Annotated in this window: 22 protein-coding genes and 1 pseudogene; 13 read left to right on the top strand and 10 right to left on the bottom strand. The window is 40.5% G+C overall.

Annotated elements, in window-relative coordinates; translation table 11 throughout:
* The first annotated feature begins 196 nt into the window (after positions 1 to 196).
* Positions 197 to 928, top strand: a complete 732-nt coding sequence (locus tag OQE68_RS24195; RefSeq protein WP_180571145.1) for an AraC family transcriptional regulator — start codon at positions 197 to 199, stop codon at positions 926 to 928.
* 129 nt (positions 929 to 1,057) lie between these two features.
* On the top strand, positions 1,058 to 1,975 hold the full coding sequence (yddG, locus tag OQE68_RS24190; protein ID WP_180571144.1) for an aromatic amino acid exporter YddG: 918 nt from the start codon (positions 1,058 to 1,060) through the stop codon (positions 1,973 to 1,975).
* A 91-nt stretch (positions 1,976 to 2,066) separates the two neighbouring features.
* On the opposite strand, the gene OQE68_RS24185 is transcribed toward yddG, so the two are convergent.
* The gene (locus OQE68_RS24185) at positions 2,067 to 2,510 is read right to left on the bottom strand and encodes a hypothetical protein (RefSeq protein WP_180571143.1); all 444 of its coding nucleotides are present in this window, start codon (positions 2,508 to 2,510) and stop codon (positions 2,067 to 2,069) included.
* A gap of 510 nt (positions 2,511 to 3,020) precedes the next feature.
* On the opposite strand from OQE68_RS24185, the gene OQE68_RS24180 reads away from it, so the two are divergent.
* The 6 genes from OQE68_RS24180 to OQE68_RS24155 all read left to right on the top strand — a co-directional run bounded on the left by OQE68_RS24180 (position 3,021) and on the right by OQE68_RS24155 (position 12,436).
* On the top strand, positions 3,021 to 5,075 hold the full coding sequence (locus tag OQE68_RS24180; RefSeq protein WP_180571142.1) for a type VI secretion system Vgr family protein: 2,055 nt from the start codon (positions 3,021 to 3,023) through the stop codon (positions 5,073 to 5,075).
* Positions 5,072 to 5,923: a DUF4123 domain-containing protein gene (locus OQE68_RS24175; RefSeq protein ID WP_180571141.1), complete on the top strand. Its 852-nt coding sequence runs from the start codon at positions 5,072 to 5,074 to the stop codon at positions 5,921 to 5,923. Before OQE68_RS24180 ends, OQE68_RS24175 begins: the two co-directional genes overlap by 4 nt.
* A gap of 7 nt (positions 5,924 to 5,930) precedes the next feature.
* The gene (locus OQE68_RS24170; protein ID WP_180571140.1) at positions 5,931 to 9,533 is read left to right on the top strand and encodes a toxin VasX; all 3,603 of its coding nucleotides are present in this window, start codon (positions 5,931 to 5,933) and stop codon (positions 9,531 to 9,533) included.
* Positions 9,514 to 10,419 (top strand): DUF6708 domain-containing protein, encoded by a 906-nt coding sequence (locus OQE68_RS24165; RefSeq protein ID WP_180571139.1) that lies wholly within the window; start codon positions 9,514 to 9,516, stop codon positions 10,417 to 10,419. The genes OQE68_RS24170 and OQE68_RS24165 overlap by 20 nt, the downstream gene beginning before the upstream one ends.
* A complete protein-coding gene (locus OQE68_RS24160; RefSeq protein ID WP_266195810.1) occupies positions 10,400 to 11,380 on the top strand; it encodes a DUF6708 domain-containing protein in 981 nt (326 codons plus the stop codon). Before OQE68_RS24165 ends, OQE68_RS24160 begins: the two co-directional genes overlap by 20 nt.
* 102 nt (positions 11,381 to 11,482) lie before the next feature.
* Positions 11,483 to 12,436 carry a hypothetical protein gene (locus OQE68_RS24155; protein ID WP_266195809.1) on the top strand — a complete coding sequence of 318 codons (954 nt, stop codon included), beginning with the start codon at positions 11,483 to 11,485 and terminating at the stop codon, positions 12,434 to 12,436.
* A gap of 152 nt (positions 12,437 to 12,588) precedes the next feature.
* Here the strand turns inward: OQE68_RS24155 and OQE68_RS24150 are convergent, their stop codons facing one another.
* From OQE68_RS24150 to OQE68_RS24135, 4 genes are all read right to left on the bottom strand, one after another.
* The gene (locus OQE68_RS24150; protein ID WP_180571136.1) at positions 12,589 to 12,960 is read right to left on the bottom strand and encodes a hypothetical protein; all 372 of its coding nucleotides are present in this window, start codon (positions 12,958 to 12,960) and stop codon (positions 12,589 to 12,591) included.
* Positions 12,961 to 13,129: 169 nt separating this feature from the next.
* Complete coding sequence (locus OQE68_RS24145; RefSeq protein WP_180571135.1) at positions 13,130 to 13,570, bottom strand: hypothetical protein; 441 nt, start codon at positions 13,568 to 13,570, stop codon at positions 13,130 to 13,132.
* A gap of 295 nt (positions 13,571 to 13,865) precedes the next feature.
* The gene (locus tag OQE68_RS24140; RefSeq protein ID WP_180571134.1) at positions 13,866 to 14,372 is read right to left on the bottom strand and encodes a hypothetical protein; all 507 of its coding nucleotides are present in this window, start codon (positions 14,370 to 14,372) and stop codon (positions 13,866 to 13,868) included.
* Positions 14,373 to 14,614: 242 nt separating this feature from the next.
* Positions 14,615 to 14,875, bottom strand: a complete 261-nt coding sequence (locus OQE68_RS24135) for a hypothetical protein (protein ID WP_180571133.1) — start codon at positions 14,873 to 14,875, stop codon at positions 14,615 to 14,617.
* Between the two features lie 413 nt (positions 14,876 to 15,288).
* Between OQE68_RS24135 and tnpA the strand changes: the two genes are divergently transcribed.
* From tnpA to OQE68_RS24120, 3 genes are read left to right on the top strand one after another with little or no spacing between them, the layout of a single operon-like run.
* Complete coding sequence (gene tnpA / locus OQE68_RS24130; RefSeq protein ID WP_266195399.1) at positions 15,289 to 15,621, top strand: IS66 family insertion sequence element accessory protein TnpA; 333 nt, start codon at positions 15,289 to 15,291, stop codon at positions 15,619 to 15,621.
* The gene (gene tnpB, locus OQE68_RS24125) at positions 15,621 to 15,986 is read left to right on the top strand and encodes an IS66 family insertion sequence element accessory protein TnpB (protein WP_180571953.1); all 366 of its coding nucleotides are present in this window, start codon (positions 15,621 to 15,623) and stop codon (positions 15,984 to 15,986) included. The genes tnpA and tnpB overlap by 1 nt, the downstream gene beginning before the upstream one ends.
* Before the next feature lie 48 nt (positions 15,987 to 16,034).
* On the top strand, positions 16,035 to 17,147 hold the full coding sequence (locus OQE68_RS24120) for an IS66 family transposase (protein ID WP_266195519.1): 1,113 nt from the start codon (positions 16,035 to 16,037) through the stop codon (positions 17,145 to 17,147).
* Here the strand turns inward: OQE68_RS24120 and ltrA are convergent.
* Positions 17,129 to 18,466 (bottom strand): group II intron reverse transcriptase/maturase, encoded by a 1,338-nt coding sequence (gene ltrA, locus OQE68_RS24115; RefSeq protein WP_219340275.1) that lies wholly within the window; start codon positions 18,464 to 18,466, stop codon positions 17,129 to 17,131. The genes OQE68_RS24120 and ltrA overlap by 19 nt on opposite strands.
* Positions 18,467 to 19,067: 601 nt before the next feature.
* On the opposite strand from ltrA, the pseudogene OQE68_RS24110 reads away from it, so the two are divergent.
* Both OQE68_RS24110 and OQE68_RS24105 read left to right on the top strand, forming a co-directional pair.
* Positions 19,068 to 19,457: pseudogene (locus tag OQE68_RS24110) on the top strand (IS66 family transposase); the annotation flags it as partial.
* Positions 19,443 to 19,634 carry a transposase domain-containing protein gene (locus tag OQE68_RS24105; protein ID WP_266195865.1) on the top strand — a complete coding sequence of 64 codons (192 nt, stop codon included), beginning with the start codon at positions 19,443 to 19,445 and terminating at the stop codon, positions 19,632 to 19,634. The pseudogene OQE68_RS24110 and the gene OQE68_RS24105, both read left to right, overlap by 15 nt.
* A 327-nt stretch (positions 19,635 to 19,961) precedes the next feature.
* Here the strand turns inward: OQE68_RS24105 and OQE68_RS24100 are convergent, their stop codons facing one another.
* The 4 genes from OQE68_RS24100 to OQE68_RS24085 all read right to left on the bottom strand — a co-directional run bounded on the left by OQE68_RS24100 (position 19,962) and on the right by OQE68_RS24085 (position 22,338).
* On the bottom strand, positions 19,962 to 20,372 hold the full coding sequence (locus tag OQE68_RS24100) for a hypothetical protein (protein WP_180567844.1): 411 nt from the start codon (positions 20,370 to 20,372) through the stop codon (positions 19,962 to 19,964).
* 54 nt (positions 20,373 to 20,426) lie between these two features.
* Positions 20,427 to 20,936, bottom strand: a complete 510-nt coding sequence (locus OQE68_RS24095) for an O-acetyl-ADP-ribose deacetylase (protein ID WP_180567845.1) — start codon at positions 20,934 to 20,936, stop codon at positions 20,427 to 20,429.
* A gap of 481 nt (positions 20,937 to 21,417) precedes the next feature.
* Complete coding sequence (locus OQE68_RS24090; RefSeq protein WP_180567846.1) at positions 21,418 to 21,615, bottom strand: hypothetical protein; 198 nt, start codon at positions 21,613 to 21,615, stop codon at positions 21,418 to 21,420.
* A gap of 27 nt (positions 21,616 to 21,642) precedes the next feature.
* Positions 21,643 to 22,338 (bottom strand): hypothetical protein, encoded by a 696-nt coding sequence (locus tag OQE68_RS24085; RefSeq protein WP_180567847.1) that lies wholly within the window; start codon positions 22,336 to 22,338, stop codon positions 21,643 to 21,645.
* Positions 22,339 to 22,340: the final 2 nt, after the last annotated feature.

The raw sequence follows: 22,340 nt of genomic DNA, 5'->3' as shown, positions 1-22,340 counted from the left end.
AGACATCTCTAATATTTATAAGACTCTAATATTTATAAGAGCAGTGCCTTTGATTGTGGGGTACAAATCCAGTAGAGACCTCTGCTTCACCATTGACAATTATCTCAGCCATATCAACTTAGCTTGTTACAGGGCTAAATGGTTCAAACATCACCTCATGTCAGGTATAGTAAAAAAAACTCACATTAGCCGTACCATGAATGACTCATCTACCCTAGTCCTAGAGCAAAGACGATACCAAGCAGGTGCACTTACCCACCATCATGACTTTCATCAACTAATTTTACCGGTTGCGGGGCAATTGTATTTAAAGCTAAATCGGAATGAACAATGGGTGAATCAACAGCATTGTGCGATTATCCCTGCGGGTGCTGACCATACCTTTGAAGGTCAGGCAGGCAATCTATTTTTAGTCGCTGACGTTCCAAGTAGCTTTTCATATTTGATTGAACAACTGCCTTCTGTGATTCCAATGAATAACAGCATTGCTAATTATGCTCAATTTTTAAACCAGGAACTGGCTATTCATCAAATGAGTCCAAATACACCGATATTAAGCTCAATGATACAGCTGCTGATACAGTTACTACACGAGCAAGGAAATAACGGCTTATTAAAAGCAGACTCAAGAGCCACTTTGGTGAAGCAATACATTGACTCCCACTATACTGAAAACCTCACCCTTGGGCAACTCGCTGCACTGGTTCACCTCAGCCCTAGACAGTTATCAACCGTATTCAAAAAGGCTTATGGCTTACCCCCGCTTCATTACCAGCTTCAACTCCGGATGGAACAAGCACAACACCTATTGAGAACTTCTAATTTGCCCATCCAAAAAATAGCAGAGTCCGTGGGTTATAGTAATTTATCAGCTTTCAGTGATCGTTTTCGTCGGTACTTTGGTCATGCTCCTCGTTACTACCGCTAGCCCAAATATATTGTTATCTCACCACCATATCAGCAAAGTAAAACACCTTTTCGGCAAAGACAAACCCTGCCTGCTTGGAATAATCTAAAGGGCATCTCTACACCTTCAAGCGAATCAGGTAGTTTTTATATGCAACTCACTCAATGGCAATCCACCATTGTTGGCTCGATATCAATCATTTTATGGGGAACCTTAGCATTATTGTCGCAATTAGCCGGCCCTATTCCTCCTTTTCAATTATTGGCGCTAACCTTTGGTATTGCATTTTTACTCATGCTCACTAAGTGGGCTATTTTCAAACAGTCTTTAATAACTATTGCTAAACAGCCTCCGTTAGCCTGGTTTATAGGGATTGGAGGGTTATTTGGTTTTCATTTATGTTATTTTTTTGCGATTAAAAACGCACCGATCGTCGATGTCAGTTTAATAAGCTATTTATGGCCTTTGTTTATCGTATTATTTTCCTCACTATTACCCAATGAAACATTATTAAAACGCTATATTGTTGGGGCAATTGTTGCCTTTTTTGGCTGCTGGCTGTTAATTAGCAATAATAACGCCAGCCTAAATTTACAATATAGTATTGGCTATATTGCTGCATTTGGGTGTGCCTTAATATGGTCTGGCTATTCAGTTGCCAGTCGATTTATTAAAAATGTGCCAACGGACACGGTGGGGTTATTTTGTGGCTGTGTCGCATTGCTAGCAACCATTTTTCACTTATTGTTAGAAGAGGCAAACTGGCAACTGAATTTATTTCAATGGTTGAGTATTATTGGTTTAGGTATTGGCCCGATTGGAATCGCCTTTTTTACTTGGGATCACGGAGTAAAACACGGTAATTTGCAATTATTAAGTGTACTTGCCTATAGCACCCCATTGATATCAACTATTATTTTAATTCTATTTAATCAAGCAACAGCCACTATCAACGTATTATTTGCCTGTATAGCAATTGTTGTCGGTGCACTCATTGCCATGCCAACTCGTAAAGGCCACCTAAAAAATAGTTGTCGAAATGATGATTTAATAGATGCTGCTGATTGATCCGCTCTCGCCCTAGCGATTAAAAGTATCTCTAGTGGTCCATGCGTAAAGTTGTTACCTTCTTTTGCGCATGGCCCACTAACTATTAATACTAATACCGATAATACCGGCGTTTTTCGATCACGGTACCATTAGGTAAATAGCGAATGGTTTTGCCTTTATAGACCCCACCACCATGATACTGCTTTACGGGATATCGACCTTGATTATTTGACCGATAATAAATAACCCCACTTGGCTCACGATAATAGCGTCTGGGCTGGTGGTAACGTCGTTGTTCATAATAGCCATGCCGTTGGCGGTAATGGCGATTGCGATGGTTGCGATAATGGTGTCTTGGCTTGAAGTGACCACAATGGGCACTATGGCGGTGAACATGGCGTACCCGATCAACATAATAGGGCCTGCTATGATGACTGCTTGCAAAAATCCGGGCATTACCCACACCAACACTGACACTAATATCAATGGCGTAGCTCGAACCTGACATTAACAGGCTAGCAAGAGCTGCACCGATAATAATGCTTTTCTTCATAATCCCCTCCATTAGGAGGCTGTCGCAAAACTACTGGACTTGCAACACCCTCTTCGCCCATGTTTCATGTTTAAACATGGTATTACTACAATTAGCCATCCATGGGGAGACAGTAATCTGCTCATGTATAGATCATTCGAGTAACAAGACTACCTGAAGGTTCATACCATTAGCTTATATAAGCAGCTGAAATAAGGGGTAAATCTCAGAAAACAGAGGTTAATAAATCAACTGACTTAAATTATTCGCGCAGGGTAAATATAGACCAAAAAACCATCAACTCAAATTAAATATAACCAATGAGAATGTTTTTTAGGGAATTTAAAAGTATTTATCTGTCGTTTTGTTACTAACTTACCGTTCCTACCCTTGCGCTTTTAACCTTTGCCTTTTAATGTAGCCACCAGTCTTTCTTTATTAATTATGAGGGTGACGCAAAAGGCGGCATAAAATAAGTCTAGTGGTTCATATCCATTAGCTTTTGCAACACCTATTGATTAAAGGTCAGCCATGGATCTAGGAAACCAAAGTCGTTTTACCTTTACCATCAAAGGGGTTGAAGACACACTTCGGGTAGTCCAGTTTGATGGACAAGAAGGCATCTCCCGCCCTTATGTGTTTACTATCGACACTGTCTGCGAAAATTTTGATCTGGACCTTGATGAAATTCTCCAGCGGCCTGCCCAGTTAGTTATCCATACGGCTGACGAACCCCGTTACATTAACGGTATTATTCATGCCAATGAAGTGTCGGACCCTATTGGTCGTTTCTGCAGCTATCGGTTTGAGCTGACGCCAAAAGTGTCTTTGCTCCACTACCGAGTCAATTTAAAGATTTTCCAACAGCTCACGGCTGATGCCATTATCCGACAAGTACTGTTAAATGCAGGGCTGACAACCGACGATTTCAAGTTTCAAATCACTGGCCAGCTACCCACCCGTATCTACTGCACCCAGTATCAGGAATCTGACTTAGCTTTTATTCACCGATTGATGGCCGAAGACGGGCTGCACTATTTTCTTGAGCAAACGAACGACAACTGTGTGATGGTAATCAGCGACAGCCATTACAGCTTTAAACCCGTTCCGGTAACCCCAGAGCTGGAGTATCAATATCAGGCCGGTATGGCAACCACCCATTATTTTATTAACCAGTTTTATGTCACCACCAAAGCCAGCCCAAACACGGTTATTTATCGTGATTATAACTTTGAGCGCCCCCGCCTGGACCTGGAAACAAAAGACACGGCAGAAGCCACCCAGTCAAGGCTCAGCGGTTTAACGGTTTATCAGCATAACTCATCCTATCAAACCCCTGAGGCGGGTAAACAAAAAGCGCAAAATACCCTCAAAGCCTATCAGGCCATCAAAAGAACCGGCGATGGTTTTAGCGATTGCCCCCATGTAGCCGCCGGGCATTTCTTCATGCTGAAAAATTACGATGACAGCCGCTACGATCATTATTGGTTGCTGACAGGTGTCGTGCATGAGGGCAGCCAAACCCAAGTGTTGGAAGAATACGACACCGGTAAAGGCTTCAGCTATCGCAATCAAATCCTGACCACCCCCAGAGACCACCAATTTAAAACCCAGCCCTTAGTGGCTAAACCCAAAATTCGGGGTAGTCAAACAGCCTTTGTTACTGGCCCTAAAGGCGAAGAAATTTATTGCGATAAATACGGCCGCATCAAAATTCAATTCCACTGGGACCGAGATGGAAAACACGACGAGAATAGTTCTTGTTGGGTACGGGTTAAACAAAACTGGGCTGGTAAAAACTGGGGGGACTTACAAGTACCTCGGATTGGCACCGAAGTATTAGTCAAGTTTATCAACGGCGACCCAGACCAACCCATTGTAATGGGCTGTTTATATAACGGCCGAGATAAACCGCCCTATCAACTACCGGATCATAAAACCCGCACCACCATTAAAACCAACAGTACCCCAGGCGGTGAGGGTTTTAACGAAATTCGTTTTGAAGACAAAAAAGGCAACGAACAAGTATTTATCCATGCCGAAAAAGACCTGGATATCCAAGTCAGAAATGATAAACGAGAAACCGTGGAAAACGAGCGCCACTTAATTGTGGACAATAACAGCTATGAACAAGTCAAAGGCCATTATCATCAAAAAATTGATGGCAACCAATACATCAGCATCAAACAAGACAGCCATACCACAATAGGCGACAGTTTACACAATAAATCTGGTAGCAAAACCCTGATCCAGGCCGGTAACGAAATCCATATTAAAGCGGGTGATAAAGTCGTCATTGATGCTGGAGTGGAACTCACTTTAAAAGGCGGCGGTAGTTTTGCCAAATTAGACCCATCTGGTGTCGCCTTTCAAGGTGCCACCATTAAAATCAATGAAGGCGGCAGCCCAGGGAGTGGCAGCGGGGTAAGTATTCAGGAACCTGCTCAGGCTACTGAAGCGGATAAAGATAAAGCGGGTCAGAAACCCTTAGCTATACCGGCACAAAAGCAAAACAGTAAAAAAGCCTTCAACTGGGAGCAACTCATATGTGAAGAGTGTGAGCAGGAACAACAGGATAAATCATGACAACATTAGACTTTTCCTGGCCTGACCTGCCCTGTTATTTATTGCTGGATACTGTCAGAGAACCCTCAATAAAACGCTGGATTTATCAACACGATGACAACCCGACTCGCTTTTCTTTGTATTTGATGACCAAATATAAAGGCATGATGGAGCAGTCGCCAGAGCTGGTAAAAGTCGAGCGCAATTCTGAACTCTGGTATAGCTACTTGGAAAATGGCGTTAAACAACATTGGGGGGTTGTGTTATTTAGCGATGCATCATTTGATGAAATAGTGAAGCACTGCCAGTGGTGGTTGCAGGTGCAAATCCATTCCGGTAAACCAGGCTTATTCAGGCTATATGCCCCTAATTTGTGTGAACCCATTTTATCGCAATCCACTCCTCAGCAGCTCAGTTATTTACTAGGCATTGTGCAAGAATTCCGTTGTTATGCAGATAAATGGTACCAATTTAAAAACCCAAATCCAGTGCCTACTGACACCCGTCGTATTTTGGTGTTAGGCGATAACCAGTGGCAAGGAATTGCTGAGGGACAAACCGCGGCATACCATAAACGCTTACAAAACCATATCAATAAAAACTTCCCCCATTTATTTAAAGGGAAAGATAACCAGCAACAACTGGCTTGGACCCTGCAGTTGGTAAAAAAAGCTCAGGAAATGAAGTTCACAACCGTAAAGGACACCTTTTTCTTTGCCAATGTCGTCGGTTTTCTTGGGGCAGATGCAATGAATTCAAGCTTATACCCAGAAATACACCAGTTGCTGACAAAAAGCTGCCCCAAAACACCCTCACAACGAATTAGAGAAGCCGCGATTTTAGCCGAATCTTTCGCCACACAGCAGTAACAGAATTATGGCCAAGTATGTAGTAAAAAAAGGGGATACCCTTTGGTGGATTGCAATACGATACAATGTTGATGTAAAAGAGCTTCAAACACTAAATAACGTTACAGAGCCTCGTTTACTTCAGATTGGTACGGTATTAACTATTCCTGGTACGGAAACCAAACCAGAGCCAATGGCAGAACCAGGTAAAGACCGGAGTGCCAACGATAGTGCTATGTTTGAGTCAGAACAAGAGCCAGGCGGGCTTGTTTCTCAATGTCCATATAAGAAGAAAAAAATCAAACTATGGCCAGTTCGTTATGCTGTTACTGATGTAGATGCTAAATACGACACGTTAAAACCCAACATTAAAGTTCAGAGCCACCAGGTAGGGCTTCGAATCATGCGTGAGGGTTATTTGTACCTTTGGGAGCTTGAAACAGAGCAGCTAACACGCTATCGGATTAATGACCAGGGGCTGATGACGGAAGAAGACTTGTTTGCTCCACATAGCAAAGAACCACCTAAAGGTGGGGTAAGCTACTTTGAGGTATCACGCTGTCATAACATATCAGTCACGTTTACTGACTTCCCCATTGCGAGAGATGCTATCACCAAACTGTTTCAGGATATCAGTTTTAGAAGTAGGCACTTTCAAACAATTATGGTTAGCGGTTTGGGTATTCAGGAGCATATATCACACTGTATCCCAGTAGATATAGCCGACGAGCTTGTGACTGAGCTACACCCTCATATCAAGAAAATTGAGCGGATGATCGAAACTAAAAAGAATGAACAAAGTTTCTATCGCGACTATTATCAAGCACTTGATTCACTTTGGGAAAAATACAAGGATGACCCTGTTACCCATACACGCATGTTGTTGTGGTTTAAACGACTTCGTTATGAATATGAAAGCTTCCCCGATAAGTTAAAGGATGGCCCTTTACCTTGCGCTTGGAGTTATACGCCACTGGACACAAAGTCAGCTACAAAGGCCTGGCGTGATGTAGCTGAAGATCCTAATAATGCACAGGTGATAGCGATATACGACCCTATGGGGGTAACTCTGGATTTAGGAAGTAGTCAAAATACTCAGGTTAAAAATCACCAGCTGTGGCTTGAAGCAACAGAGCATAAAACCACATTAGCTCAATTTATTCGTTCGCTATACCGACTTGACCGAAAAGAAATGCAGACCATGCTGCAAGATCAAGTGGTAAGAAATGAAAAGCTGATCGTCTCTGAGCAGGATGTTGAAGACTTTTTAACACTATTTCATTTGCTTGAGCAGCAAACCAAGGTTGGAACAGGCAAAGGGGGATACAACGAAAAACAACGGGCCGGTGAAATCCTGCAAGCACAGTACGCCAGAACGCAAAAAAAGCTGCAACAAAATCTGGGAGACCTTTATCGACCAGCCTGGGATTTATGTTGGCGCTATTACCAGGATAAAAAACAAGCTTTAACTGCTCATAACGATGGTTTAAATATTCAAGAACGGGTCAGAAAAGAAGAAATGGAGGCCTGGATTGATCACGCAGCCAGGGTGAAAGTACAAAACAAAGAAACCCATGAATTGCTTGTGCAAGACCGTCAGCCTTTTATAGAAAACCTCTGTAAATACTTCTGGTATTTACCCAAAAAGGACTTTCATCAACACCATGAAGGCCTGACCAAAAAGTTATATGGTTGTTTAACTTGTATCTGCTCCCATGAGATAGGCGAAAAATTCGCAGAAAAGTTAATACTGGCCGAACAGAACAACCAAACTCAGGAAAATAAGTATTTAGCTGGGGGGCAAACCTCTTTATTAGTGCAGAGCATTTTTACTGAATTTGATTTCAATTTAGCCGAATACCTAAACGCAACAGAGCGCACTAACGAAATATTCACAGCACTGACCCAAGGTAATGAAGGCGTTTTAAGAAACCTTCTGCTGAAGCTGGGTATTTCGGAAGAAGTGCTAGACACGATGGCTAAGTGGGCTGCTGATATCAAGCAAGAGGTTATTAAGTTATACACTGAGTTGCAAGGGCCTATTCTCAAAGGCATTGTAGAAAAAGCGAGTAAAGGCAAACCAGCAGTTCGTGGTGCCTTTTTAGCTGTGCTGATATCGCTGCGGCTATCGGGAATTGCCACACTTATTGTCAAAGACGCTGAACAGCTACAAAAGCTACTCGATAAAAAAAATCAACAGAATCAGCTGCTACGACAACAAAAGGTGCTTATCCGACAGTTGAAAATAGCAAGTGTCGTACAGAAGCCAACGCTACAATTAAAGCTGAAAGAAGTCCAACAACGTTTAGATGACCTTCGCCCTTTTGTTAGCCGGAAAGATCTACAGTTGTTTGAGCTACGAGGTATCGGCAACGCGCCTCAACAGATGATCAACGTCGTCACTGGTCCAGTGCAAAAAGTCCAGACCAAATTACAGCCAGTAGGTGGCTTATTACCAGCGGCTGTATTTACCCTAAATTTTTTAAATTTACTAAATGTAATCGCAGCTATTAAAGATAAACCCTATTGGAACAGGTTGGATACAGCTGATTTTGTAGCGGCCAGTTTTTATACATCAGCAGCTACTTTGGCTCTGGTTGATGAGGCTTTACGATATAAGGGGATTAGAGCAATTGGCCCAAAATCATTAGGATTCTTTTCAGCTCGTATATCATTTGGCATGTTTATAGGAGCTGTTAGTGCAGGAGCTACTTACTATGAAATGAAGGTATTGCTTGATAAACTATATGAAGCTGAACAATCAGAGGACTATGATGCCCATTACTGGATGAAATGGACAGTAACAGGGCAAACAATTCGAACCATTGGTTATGCTACTCAGGCAGGCATGGGTTTTTATACCCTTTTCCTAGATAAAAAAGCAGCGGCTTTATCCATTATTGAGCAAGAAGCCTTATTTACTGCCAGAATGCGACCGGTTAACTGGGTTATTTTTGTGGGTGGGCTTTTATATTTAGTAGGCTATATTGCGTACGCCTTTACCAAAGACTCCCCTATGGAAAACTGGTTAAACAACAGTTGTTGGTCAGTACGCCACCCGCCCAGTTCACCTGAAATCAATGCCAAACATATCGCAGAATTGTTTAAAATTTTATATATGCCGCATATTGATGGCTATGTATTAGGTACTGAAAATCCCAATCATATTGGTTCTGATCATTCCATTCGCGCTGACTTTACGGCATGGACTTTAAACCTGACAGTTAAAATACCAGGGTTAATTATTACCCAGCCTAATGTATCCCTATGTTTAAATGCAGTTGGCCGTTATGGGGAATGTGTTAATTTATCTAATCAGTGGGCTGAGCATGTACAAATTGACCAGCGAGATCAATTCCCTGGTACTGTATTTCGGTGCGGGGGTATCAATATTAGCAAGCAAGCTATTGGTGTACTAGACCATTTTGAGCTTCAGCTCTGGTACCAGCCCCAGTCTGCACCAGAAATATTGGGGGGCAAAGAAGGCTTACGTTTTTATATCACCAATAGTGGCTCTGCTGGTTTATTAAGTGGCCGGGATCGCTGGGATAGTCCCTACCCCAGCAATGAAGAAATAATCGTTGTCGATAAAGCGTTTATGGAGATTTTAGATGACACTAAAGCAATCTGAACAAAGACAACGAGGCTGGAAAAATAAAGGGTTTTTGGAAAGTAAATATTATATTGCGCCACCTCCTTTACCCACAGAGCAAAAACCCTGTGATTTTAGGGGTATGGTATTACAAAAAAATGATGTATTTATGGACCTTAGCACTCATTCGATAAGGTCAGGTGCAGGACCATTATCATTATTTATTTTTTTTAGTTTATTTGTTATTTGGATTGATAATGAATTTGGTATAGAAATTTTACTACTCCTCATTATGTTACCTTCACTTATTTATATTATTAAGTGGTGCTTTAGACCCGTAACTACCCCTATTCGCCTTAATCGCCAAAAACGGGAAGCTTATATTGTGCTGGAAGATGGCAGGCACTGGATTGTGCCCTGGGAAAAAGTTAGGGCTTTAGTGTCTGAAAGCCACTCCTATGGCTCTGCAGGTAAACAAGGGATGGCAGCCCTGACAATTTCTTTTCCAAACCCTGATGACAATGTAGATGAAGGGGTTCCCATGATGGCTGCATGTGGAGATGAGAAAGACTGTGAAGCTCAGTGGGAGTGTATACGTATTTTTATGGAAGGAGATTTAGCAGACGTTCCAGATGGGCTAATTGAAGGAAGGTTTAGTAAATCCACTTTTCAGGTTTTTAAAGAGTTACGCAAAGAAGATAACGCTTTTGGAGCCTATTTAGTATTTATATTTTTTGGTATTTGGTGGATCCACCCATTAGAACGCTGGAAATTTAAAAACAGGTTAAGTATTCCCCCTGAAATGGAAGAATGGTCCAAGCCAATCCCCAAAGAACAATGGGCTAAACGCTCACCAGAACTACAGCAGGCGTTTGATCAGTATTATTTGGAGCAGGAAAAAAAGGGTGGACACAAAACAGTCTAAACAAAGACAACGAGGCTGGAAAAGAAAAGGCTTTTTGGAAAGTAAATATTATATTGCACCACCACCTTTACCCACAGACCAAAAACCCTGTGATTTTAGGGGGATAGTTTTACAAAAAAACGAAGTATTTATGGACCTAAGTACCCATAGTATTAGCTCTGGTGCTGGACCATTAACTTTCTTTATTTTTCTAAGTATATTCATAAGTTGGATTGATAATGAATTTGGTATAGAAATTTTACTATTCCTCATTATGTTGCCTTCACTTATTTATATTATTAAGTGGTGCTTCAGACCTGTCCCACCACCATTTCGACTTAATCGCCAAAAACGGGAAGCTTATATTGTACTGGAAGATGGCAGGCACTGGATTGTACCCTGGGAAAAGGTTAGGGCTTTAGTGTCTGAAAGTCACTCTTATGGTTCTGCAGGTAAACAAGGGATGGCCGGCTTGACTATTTCTTTTCCAAACCCTGATGAGGCAGTTGATGAAGGTGTGCCGATGGTGGCAGCTTGTGGTGATGAAAAAGACTGTGAAGCCCAGTGGGAGTGTATTCGTCTTTTTATGGAGGATGACCCTAATAAAGCACCAGAGGGTTATATGGAAAGAGTAATAAATAAGTCTTTCTTAGTGCTAGTAATAGATATTTTTCGGGAGAATTCCTTTGGTAAAGCATTGTGGGAGCTTTTTTTAAGTATTTTGATTGGTGAATGGTGGTCTCACCCTCTTGAACATTGGAAGTTTAAAAACAAGTTTAGCGTTCCACCCGAAATGGAAGAGTGGTCCAAGCCGATCCCCGAACACCAATGGGAAAAACGCTCACCAGAACTACAGCAGGCGTTTGATCAGTATTATGCAGAGCAGAGGCGGCTAAGCTGGATTATTATGAGTGAATTACTACCTCTCGATAATGTAAGTGCAAAACAAATTGTACTTGATTATGAACGGGAAGTTTTTTAATAAATTATGCTAAATAATTCCTATTATTCTGAAACAGCTTACCTAGGTCATCGAATCCCCCAGCAAAGACCTTATAGTAAAAAAAATGGCATATTGTATAAAATGCAAGATATGCATACAAAAATGGCCTTACGCTTACCCTGGGGAAACTATGCTAATATCAATAGTACTCAAATTATCGATATTGGTTTTGACATTGCCCAGGATTCAAGACGAAAAAAACCTGAAAATTTCGCTGAAAAAGTCTATTGGAACCATGAATGCTTAAAGCTTGACAATGGCCATTGGTTGCTTGAAGCTTTAACATTTTTCACTGCATTGTTTGGGTCAAGATTTATAATAACCGCAGTAATAGCTTGTTGTATTATATCTTATTTAACCTTGTGGATTACAAAAGGGAAAAGCGATCCAAGTTTTTTTGGTTATTTTATTTGTGTGTTAATTTTTTTACACATATTATTCTATTATTTAGCCCCCACCTTACTTAATAAGCTTCAAGATAAACTTGTTGTTGATCGAGGGTGTGGTTTTTTTAGAAAAACTGGCATGGTTCGCAAACACATTACTGGAAAAGAATATTTCGAAGCACCTTTTACTGAATTTGATGCAACTTTGATCAATATGCCGGATATTAATGGCCTGCCCCGCTATCAACTTACCTTAGTTCACCGTTACCAACCTATTTCCTTTAATGTGCCCATTGGTTTAGAAGGAGTATTGGATGGCCGTTTCCGGTTGGCTGATTGGGATACCTTACAGCGTTTTATGGATATTTCTCAGCCCTTACCTGATATCCCACAGTTGGAGCCCTTCAGAGCATTAGACCCAGTAACCGCTGAATATGACAAAGCAGGTAAACGAGGCCGACCAGATGATTACTGGGCGAACCTAAGCCATGATGACTGGTTTAAAAATCACGAACCTGAGTTACGAAAGGCTATCACCAGTTTCCATTGGCAAGGCTTAAAAGATTATATGGCAGGTAAAGTGCCTGGCCGAGAAGAAGAAGACCAAATTGCCAGAAGACGTTGGTGCTCGATGAAGTGGAAGGGATAAGGCCACAAAGAAAGAGTGGGTGTCAGGGTTTCTGATAAAAGATAGCTTGTGTAGCAGATGGTTAAGCTATTGACTTTATTAGCACAAACCGGTTGTTTTTTACGCAAAAAATTAGCCGGTTTTTTTGGGAGGCCAATTTTGGAAGGGCTAAACTAGCTGTTAATTACATAAGTTCCAGATTTTACCTCTATCATTTTGTTTCCATCTTTTGCATCACGCCATTTTTCTCGGTTTTTATAACCCCGCTCACACATAAGCCTGTAATTGTAATCATCGGGAGTTGAATTAAGGCACTGTATTTTAGCTTTTGAACTAAAAATTTTCGTTCCAGAAAGTAATTCAAGTCTATTTATGGCTAATTCTAGTTCGCTAATTAAGCCATGAGATATAACGTCTTTTGGGTTTAACCTCACTTTATCTTCTAAAACTAGTTTCCATTCAGATAAGTGATTAATTATATTTTTCGTTTTACTATAAGCCTCAAAACTTTCGTCAACTTTATTAATTTTTCTATTTTTATTCATTATTTAAATACTATTACCTGTGTAACACACCAAACTTAATGTAAGTGCTAGCTATATACTAGTACTTATCTGACTACACTTTAATTTTAACCTTTATACCGAGATTCTCAGCCTCTCTTTTTATCTGCCATGGTTTGGTATAACTCTGCCATAAGCTGCCATGACCTTGTTAACTATTTTTAGCTTGAATTTCACACTTAATTCCTAACTTGGTTAATTCTGCTTCTAGTTTCATTGCATGCTGTTCATCAATATCTTCAACTTTACCTTGCTTCATATTGAATTGCTGGCTGGCTTCAAAAAGGGAGCTACTCGGTAATATAGCATCTCTTAGCGCATACAATTTTTTCCCAGAAATTTTCTGCTTATGAATAAAAAGTGAATATTCTACATAAGGTATTCCTTCAGGCCTTCCTAACATTACATATTCCATTTCAATAGCTACACATTCCCCCTTTGCCGCGTATTCATCCAGTTCTTTTTGGTCATTTGCCATAAATACGTGACTTTTACAATGACTACAAAACCGTACCCCATCTTTATCGGTAACAACTAACTCATCCCATTTCTTAGGGCATTCAAACTTAAACTTGCAACTAATTTCTGTCATTATTTCTACTAAGTTGACTATTAACGAGTATCACTTTAGTAAGGGTGGTGTGGAAAGCCAGCTAGATTCCCTCTCTTACCCTACTAAGTCTTCATCCCATTAATTTTATTGCTTGCTATTTTTCGCATTTTCTCAGAGTTCACATACGCCTCATGCCGCTTAATTATAGCAACTATTTTGTTACTAAGCAGATAGCGTGCTACAAAAAATTCCAGGCACAATATGCATTAATATGACAAATAAAAAGCCATTAACACTGAAGTAAGAATTAGCTAATAGCACTAAATACTCTCAATTACCAAACCCAATTCCTACTTTTTCCAGGTTTAGTAATCATTCTCTGTGATTTAGCGAGTGCTTCAGACATAACCTCTGTTTCGTTTTTTGCTGTGGGCTTTAGAAGCCACTCCCATATAGAAACCCTTGTATAGAGTTCTATGTTGTGTCGATATTCGGCTCTTGATGACTGTGTTTCTATTGTGTATGTGAATTCAATGAAAGATGGCAAACTGACAGGCACTAAACCAAAGGTTACAAATGATGCTATTAAAGGATTACCACACATAGCATTTCTGGAGCTTGGCTTTAAAGTAAGCTTATTTGAATTCTCCCTATCATTTGTAATTTCGTATATACCTGATCCAACTAAGATGTCATAAGGTTTTCCAATTTCAGGGTTAGTAATAAATACTTTAATTTTTTCAATAGCTGGAGACTGTACTTTTTCACTTTCATACACATACAAATTGGATGCACAACCCGACAAAAACAGTGTAAATACAATTGAAATTATATGCTTCATTCTTAAAGGTTTAGCTATTAATCAACAGTGGTAAGACACGCTAAATGATCTGCATTCTGACAGAAACTACCCGATAGGTCCAACCCTTCTGACATGTATAAAAAATAGCCTCCAGGTTCTCAAAGCTACTCGCTGCTCCATTTACAGCCTACCCCTCCTATAGCTTTTCCATAAACTGTCGATTATAACTTCACCTCCGCCTATAAACCCCACCACCTTCATCAACGAAAGGTGGTGGCGGCTCAATTGGCCAGTTTAATAATACTAATTATATTTACATATTCTGGACAGTTATTTTGAGTTGAAAATGATCCATCAGCTTGCGCATTGACTATCGCTACCTGTAACCAAGGAAGATGATTTTCTACTTCGAAACTATCAGGTCCTTTCTGTAATAAATGAAGCTCATTGGTAAGAAAGTCTATCAGTCGACTAGATTTAATAACTTCACTATAGTGATCATCTGATTGGATCAAAAAATAATAATATTGAGAACTCCACATAATTAATTAGCCATTAGACTTAATTCTTAGGTTACATGATAGCCAAAATTTGGCTTTGTCAGATCTGAACATCTTTTATCTTATTTTTTCAAGTGGCCTAATGGCACTATGAAGTTAGTTAGACACCAGCTCTTACTAGATTAAACATTTCTCCACCTTCTCATTATTTTCCGGAGCTCGTCTTCATCAATATTTGCCGGCTGATTGTGTAGTATATGGCCTAAAAAATCCAAGACTACAGTCTTTTGCCCACTATTGAGCATAAACCAAAGGCCTAAATTAGAGTCACAGTAATTTTTACACTTACTATATTCATTCAAGGTAAAAAGAAATTGGTAAGCGCCAAATAACCCGCGTACTTTGATAAATATTCTAGTGGTTCATAATGGGCTCATTGTTCAGAGGAGTCAATTATGGCAACACATACAGCCCTTCAAAATAAGTGGTATAAACATATTCAAGCATGGAAGCAATCCAACCTCACTCAAAAAGCGTATTGTGAGCAACACAATTTAAAAACTAACCAATTAAGTTATTGGTATCGTAAGTTTGAACACGCCGACGTTCCACAAGCCGCTACACTAGCTCCCTCTAACTTTGTCCCTGTGACAATGAGCGAAGAGAGCCAAATAAAAGACAATAACACTCCCCCCAACCTAACACTTCAGTTTCCCAATGGAGTTTGTTTGACGGGTATACAGCTGTCGAATATAGAAATTGTCCAAGCGCTATTGAAGGTACTGTGATGACATTGATTATGCGTCCTTCAGCGTCATTAACAGCCGTTTACCTTTATCGTCCTCCTATCGATTTTCGTAAGTCCTACCAAGGGTTAGCCGCGATTGTTGAGCTAGAGTTAGGGCATAACCCTTATGAAGGACACCTCTATGCTTTTACCAATAAAAAGCGTAATAAAATTAAATGTTTGTTTTGGGAAAACAATGGGTTTGTTCTGTATTATAAAAGTTTAGTTGAGGAAAAATTTAAATGGCCTAAGCGGACAGAGTCACTGATTACCCTATCAGGTGAGCAAATAAATTGGCTACTGGATGGGTACGATATCAATAAAATGGTACCCCATAAAAAACTGCATTATGAGTCGTGTTTTTAATCTTTAAGGCGTGAGTTTCAGGCGTTAATTGGGTATAATTTATCTACGATGAAATTACCCAAAAATATCGCCTCTACTAGTCAGCAATTCTCCTCTTCTTATGTAGAAGAACTCAGTAGTTTGCTCCAAGAAAAAGAAGCCATTATCGCTGATAATAAACGGCTTATTGATCAAAAATGCCATATTATTGAAGAGCAGCAAAAGCGCATTGCCATATTAGAGGAGTATTTACGTTTAGAACGTCACCGCCGATTTGGACCCAGCAGTGAAAAAAATACTGCTCAAGGAGAGTTGTTTAATGAAGCAGAGCAGCTTGAGCAACAGGCTAACACGGCTGATGGAGAAGAGAGTAAGCCACAACCGCCCAAGAAAAAGGGTGGCCGGAAAGGGTTGTCACCTGCTATTCCAAGAGAGCAAATCTACCTCACACTCAGTGAAGAAGATAAAGCGGGGGCACTTGATACTTTTTTTGTCAAAGTGAAAGAGGAGCTGGATATTATCCCAGCCAAAGTGCGTGTCCTGGAATACTTGCAAGAAAAAGCCGTATTTGAAGATGATAACGCGCAACGCACAATCAAGTCAGCCCTACAACCTCAGCATCCCTTACCCAAATCGGTAGCAAGTACTGGTATGCTTGCTTATATCATTGTTGCCAAATACATGGATGCGCTTCCTTTACATCGTTTAGAAGGTATCTTTAACCGCTACGGAGGAAGCGTTACCCGAACGACGATGGCGAACTGGTTAATTAAGCTCGCTCGGCCATTGCAGCCATTAATCAATCTACTGCGAGACCACCAACTGGTATATGAACTTATTCAAGCCGATGAGACCCGCATCCAGGTATTAAAAGAGCCTGGTCGTTCACCTACATCCAATAAATATATGTGGGTGACACTCGGTGGTCCACCAGAACAACCAGCCGTATTATTTACTTATGATGCCTCTCGCGAAAAGGAGGTGCCCCTGCGACTGTTTGAAGGCTATCAAGGCTACTTACAGACAGATGGTTATGCGGCTTACGATGCGGTATGTCAAGAGAATAGTATTACGCGACTTGGGTTCCGAGTAGATGAGGACGTTACCGCCCTCACCCCTCACAGACCCGGACGAGCGCAATTAACGCATCCGGTTCCTCATCGTTATTGCCTCGCTAGTTGATGGCCTTGAATATACTGATGATAAATATGTGGCTGTTCTAATGGGAAACGGTTGAGGAGGGCCGTAAATCGTTGCCAGGGAATATAGCTTTTCCTGGACCGCCGCCCCAACCACTTACGCCACAAGTGTTGTACTTTATGGTGGATGTTTCTTAGCGATTTACCATTACCCGTGACACCAAAATAGGCATAATGTCCCCGTAATTTACGATTGAGCATTGTATGCTGTACATCCAATGGCTTGTGACGATATCGCCGACAAAACTCATTAAATGCTTTCAGTGTCCTGGCAAGCCGGTCTTTAGCCGTCTTCTGTCTTACAACAAAATGGCCTCGTCTGGATTTACCCCAGTAATGTGTAAACCCAAGAAAGTCAAAATTAACGGCCTTTCCTCGTTGCTGATTTTCTTTCCTAAATCGAAAGCGAAAATCGACACGCCGGGTTTTCTCTGGGTGTAGGTTAAGTCCATATCGCTCAAAGCGTTTACCCAGCACTTGTTGTACACGATAACAATCATCATAACGCTCAAATACCATGACAAAGTCATCGGCAAATCGCGTTAAACTACAATTGCCTCGCATACGTGGTTTTACTTCTTGGGTAAACCATTCATCCAACACATAGTGTAAATACACATTAGCTAATAGGGGGGATGCTACCCCACCCTGCGGCGTACCTCTGCCGGAGTATTTCAATACCCCAGCATCTAGAACGCCAGCTTTTAGCCACTTATCAATCAGTTTACGGACAACACCATCAACTACTCGTCTGGCCAGAAAATTTCGCAGGTGTTGATGATCAATCATGTCAAAATATCGTTGAATATCAACATCCAGCACCCAACGGCCTTTCTCATCCATAATATGATTACGTAGACTTTGCAGAGCTTGATGAGCTGATCGGTGTTTACGGAAACCAAATGAACAATCATAAAAGTCTTGTTCATAAATAGGCTCCAGCAACATCACAACCGCTCGCTGAACAATCTTATCCTCAAAGGTAGGAATACCTAATGGCCGTTGTTGGCCATTACCCTTAGGGATATAACTGCGACGTATGGCGGGAGCTTTATATTGCCCCGATTTAATTCGGTCCAATAAGTCTTGGAGGTTAGACTCCAGTTGGCTCTCATACATTGCTGCTGTTTGACCATCCACACCAACCGCCCCGTCTTTACGGGTAAGTTGGTAGGCTCTAAGAAGCCATGCATAATCAATATAGTGATTTAGAGAAGTAAAGGCCATCGCTGGGTTATTACGGGCCAGCATGGCTATTCGTTGTTGTTTCGTTGACACAAATATAGGTTTCTGTGCACCCATTATGTTTCCCAATAACGATTCAATAACAATGGTGCTCCCTTTCCTCGTTAGGGTCCTCCCGAGCAGAGTTCCCCTAAGTCAGCAGTACTATGGAGCACTAAGACTTCCAGTATTTACTACCCGGTCACTTATGGATTCGCTCACGGGCTCCTGAGATTGCTTCCTGTTTGCTCCATCAAGTTGGAAGCAGTTGCTTGATGGCCTGGCCCTGTTCAACCATAGAGCCTATGGTGGTTACTACCCAGGTCAACACTGGACCTCACAGGTTCCTGAGAAATCCATCCTATACCTTTGCCCTGGTCATAGATCCCGGTCGGACTGCAATACCTCACCTGTAGTGGTATTGGCAGTGCTGACCCCACACCCAACACAATGAGGTCTCCGACTGGTACATGATATCGAGACTCAATCCCACGGCTTCAGTACCCGCTGTCTACGCTTCACGAATAACGTTGCCGTTACCCATGCAAGACTCACTTCCGGCTGGTGGTTAACCTTTACCGGGAGGGAGTTGAACCCTCTGGATTTCAATGAATGATTTCAGCTCATTTAATACCTCCTTCATTCTCAGGCTTAGCCTGTCGCAAGTTGGGATCATGCTCGCCGTAAATTTGTAGAGGCCAAAAAAGCTGAGCCTCAACATACAAGTCAAACGGGCAACGTCAGCAAAGCGACCATTGCTCTCAATATGATTGCCAAGCTATATCGCATAGAAAAAGATATAAAAGGGCTGGATATTCAACAAAAATATCAAATCAGACAAAAGCACGCTAAACCACAATTAGACAATATCCGGAAATGGTTAGATAAACATAAAGACAAAGTACCCAAGGACGGCAAAATTGGTCAGGCCTTTACTTACCTTGATAATCAATGGGATAAACTGGTCGTCTATTGTGAATCAGGAATACTCCCCATCAGCAATATCAAAGCAGAAAATGCTATCCGCCCCTTTGCTGTTGGTCGAAAAAATTGGATGTTTGCAGATACACCACAAGGTGCCTATGCCAGCGCCACTTATTACAGCCTCATTGAAACCGCTAAAGCCAATGATTTAGAGCCTTATGATTATCTTAGAATCGTCCTAAAAGCACTACCCTATGCAGATAGTGTCGAAAAGCTTGAGGCATTACTTCCTTGGAATGTTGATAAAAGCCTGCTGAGTTAACCGTAAATTATTGACTAGCTTAGCTCAATAACGCTAAAGAATTGGCGCTTACAGAAATTGTATATAAACCATTGACTGTGGATCACTACGAAATGTCCTTAATACATAAATCATGAATGAAGGAAGATATTTGACTGCTTCATTCAATGACACACCTTCAAAGGCATAAATATTCGACTCTATCCACTCATCAGTCATCTTATTATCTACAGTAAACTCAGATAATATTTTTTTAGTGATTATTTCTTCAGCCTTCATATGTAAGTATAGCTATAAATAAACGCACTTTAATTTAGTAGAACTAGCTATATACCAGCTTTTACCTGATTAGCTTATTTTAAGAAGCATGATTAGTATGCTCCATATCGCGAACGCAGGTTTGTACGGTTCTGGGCATACTATTTTTTCTTCTCCAGTATTCAACCTAATAACCAAGTGGGTAAGATCTGCTTTTTCTTCACCTACTTCCATTGGCACATCATAGATACCTTTCATATCAGTGTATTTCACAACAGACTTTTTATCATTGTAATTTATTATGACTCCAAAGGTGCAGACAACGATAAAATTTGTACCATTTCCTAAACTAACTAAAACAGGCTTACCCAATTCGGATTGTAGATCAATATCTGGTTTTTTAATGATACTATCCCAGAAACAAGTTCTCATTGTCGGTAAACCAAAGTTTTGAGACCGCCAACGAATTCTATCTTCTATGAAACTTTCTGATTTCTTCATTTTTAAGAAGCTAACTATTAATGAAATCACTATGGTTCAGCATACTATGCTGTCTTAGTTATTATTTAGCACCTTATTGAGCGCATTTTCTACCTTCGCGTCAAAGCAAGCAAAAGTAATTTTTTTAATATTGCTATCTTTCTGCATAAATTTTTGTATTTCAGTTACCGCTATTTCACAAGCACTTGGGATTGGAAACCGATAAGCACCACAACTTATAGAGGGAAAGGCAATACTTTCTACTTGGTTTTTCTTAGCGATTTTCATGCATTCTCTATAACAAGATGCAAGCAGCTTTGCCTCGTCTTTGTGGCCGCCATACCAAACAGGTCCGACAGTATGGATAACCAATTTTGCGGGTAGATTATACGCTTTCGTAATTTTCGCATACCCAGTTTTACACCCACCAAGAACACGACACTCTTCCAGAAGCTCTTTTCCTGCTGCCTTGTGAATTGCACCGTCAACACCACCTCCACCACAAAGAGCAGCATTTGCTGCATTAACAATTGCATCGACATGGAGTTTAGTTATATCTGTTTGGATGATTTCGATTTCACTCATTTTCTTACATAACTTATTATTAATTAACGACACAATGGCGTGTTGATTGGTACCACATTTTGACTGAAACTGTCCGATAGGTCCAACCCTTCTGACGTGTATAAAAATCATCCACAAGGCTACTTAGGTTTACTGAGTATTTGATTACCTCTCCTCTCAAGCCTCTTAAACAAACCATCCAATAACGACAATTAGTGACAGTTATTTAGCTATTTGGTTGTAGATTGATCAAATCTTATAAAAAGGACTCCCGCACTAGGAGTCGTTCAGGTGTATGGAGAACAGAGGGTTAGATATCGCTCTGATTAACCATAAATACAGTAACTAATATCATCCTTTGTGACGATTACAACAACTTCAGCCAGAGGTTTTCCCTTAGAAACTAATTCTGTGAGCAATGTTTTTTTGTTACTCATAATTGTCTAATTATTTAATGAACATTAGAACTACAACTTACTTGATTATATGCCTAAAGGTTAGGCTAATACAAAGGCTCTAAATCTGAATGCATAGCTGCTTGAGGATATGTAATTCCTGAGTAGTCATAAGACAAACCAAAGCTAGCGGTTTTACGCGCTTTCATCCGTTCATCCCACTTGATGCTATCACGAAGGCATTCAAACAGTTTTTCAGGTTTTTTTACGAAGCTTTCAATAATTTTAATACTTGGCTCTTTCATATTTCCTTACTTAATAAAGTATAAATATTAATCGGACAATCCATAGTCACTTCGTTTATATTCAATGGTATTTTCATAAGTAGCAAAACAACAGTTTTTACCGTAGTTACTGAGCGAAAGAAAAGCAATTGCTTGTAAGTCTTGTGGAAAACCCATGGGAAGTGGATGCGGAACAATTTTTCCTAGCAGGTGGTGCTTAATAAGATAGTCAACTTGCTGTTGCAGATATAGCTCACCATCCTCAATAGCTGATTTTGGCACATAAAGTTTTGATACATTAATAATGTTATTTTTTAATTCAAAATCAATAACAAAGAATAATTCACCAGTCCAACTTCTACAAAAATATATTTTACTACCATACAAATAAATATCCCATTTGTCTTCCATCTGCGAGGCTTTGAAAAGCACTCCATCTTGTACTTCACCAGAATAATCATATTTCAGATTAGCTTCAATTGTCACCGCTTCTTTTGGTGATGAGTTAATATATTGCCTTCCATCATTACTACGTTGCGCAACGAACTGAGCAACCACATCTCTATCACCAGTTGTTGACATCATGATTTGAGTGAATTTAAAGCAGTCAACTCCTTCAACTCCAAACGGGCTGTCAGCCTTTTCGAGCCACCTTATTTCAAAATCGTTTGGTGAAGGTGTTTGAGCTTTCTCTTTAACCACTGATTTTTCTTTTATGAAAAATGATAATAGTTTTTTAATCATAA

Source organism: Spartinivicinus marinus (assembly GCF_026309355.1).
In the GTDB taxonomy this organism is placed as follows: Bacteria; Pseudomonadota; Gammaproteobacteria; order Pseudomonadales; family Zooshikellaceae; genus Spartinivicinus; species Spartinivicinus marinus.
This window is presented reverse-complemented; position numbering and strand designations above follow the sequence as displayed.

Coding starts and splice junctions, on each gene's coding strand:
- OQE68_RS24145 (WP_180571135.1), bottom strand. CDS start 13,570: ATGACAGAAATTAGTTGCAAGTTTAAGTTTGAATGCCCTAAGAAATGG.
- OQE68_RS24135 (WP_180571133.1), bottom strand. CDS start 14,875: ATGTGGAGTTCTCAATATTATTATTTTTTGATCCAATCAGATGATCAC.
- OQE68_RS24175 (WP_180571141.1), top strand. CDS start 5,072: ATGACAACATTAGACTTTTCCTGGCCTGACCTGCCCTGTTATTTATTG.
- OQE68_RS24185 (WP_180571143.1), bottom strand. CDS start 2,510: ATGAAGAAAAGCATTATTATCGGTGCAGCTCTTGCTAGCCTGTTAATG.
- OQE68_RS24120 (WP_266195519.1), top strand. CDS start 16,035: ATGAAATTACCCAAAAATATCGCCTCTACTAGTCAGCAATTCTCCTCT.
- OQE68_RS24165 (WP_180571139.1), top strand. CDS start 9,514: ATGACACTAAAGCAATCTGAACAAAGACAACGAGGCTGGAAAAATAAA.
- OQE68_RS24140 (WP_180571134.1), bottom strand. CDS start 14,372: ATGAAGCATATAATTTCAATTGTATTTACACTGTTTTTGTCGGGTTGT.
- OQE68_RS24195 (WP_180571145.1), top strand. CDS start 197: ATGAATGACTCATCTACCCTAGTCCTAGAGCAAAGACGATACCAAGCA.
- OQE68_RS24090 (WP_180567846.1), bottom strand. CDS start 21,615: ATGAAAGAGCCAAGTATTAAAATTATTGAAAGCTTCGTAAAAAAACCT.
- OQE68_RS24100 (WP_180567844.1), bottom strand. CDS start 20,372: ATGAAGAAATCAGAAAGTTTCATAGAAGATAGAATTCGTTGGCGGTCT.
- tnpA (WP_266195399.1), top strand. CDS start 15,289: ATGGCAACACATACAGCCCTTCAAAATAAGTGGTATAAACATATTCAA.
- OQE68_RS24170 (WP_180571140.1), top strand. CDS start 5,931: ATGGCCAAGTATGTAGTAAAAAAAGGGGATACCCTTTGGTGGATTGCA.
- OQE68_RS24180 (WP_180571142.1), top strand. CDS start 3,021: ATGGATCTAGGAAACCAAAGTCGTTTTACCTTTACCATCAAAGGGGTT.
- yddG (WP_180571144.1), top strand. CDS start 1,058: ATGCAACTCACTCAATGGCAATCCACCATTGTTGGCTCGATATCAATC.
- ltrA (WP_219340275.1), bottom strand. CDS start 18,466: ATGGGTGCACAGAAACCTATATTTGTGTCAACGAAACAACAACGAATA.
- OQE68_RS24150 (WP_180571136.1), bottom strand. CDS start 12,960: ATGAATAAAAATAGAAAAATTAATAAAGTTGACGAAAGTTTTGAGGCT.
- tnpB (WP_180571953.1), top strand. CDS start 15,621: ATGACATTGATTATGCGTCCTTCAGCGTCATTAACAGCCGTTTACCTT.
- OQE68_RS24095 (WP_180567845.1), bottom strand. CDS start 20,936: ATGAGTGAAATCGAAATCATCCAAACAGATATAACTAAACTCCATGTC.
- OQE68_RS24105 (WP_266195865.1), top strand. CDS start 19,443: ATGTTTGCAGATACACCACAAGGTGCCTATGCCAGCGCCACTTATTAC.
- OQE68_RS24155 (WP_266195809.1), top strand. CDS start 11,483: ATGCAAGATATGCATACAAAAATGGCCTTACGCTTACCCTGGGGAAAC.
- OQE68_RS24085 (WP_180567847.1), bottom strand. CDS start 22,338: ATGATTAAAAAACTATTATCATTTTTCATAAAAGAAAAATCAGTGGTT.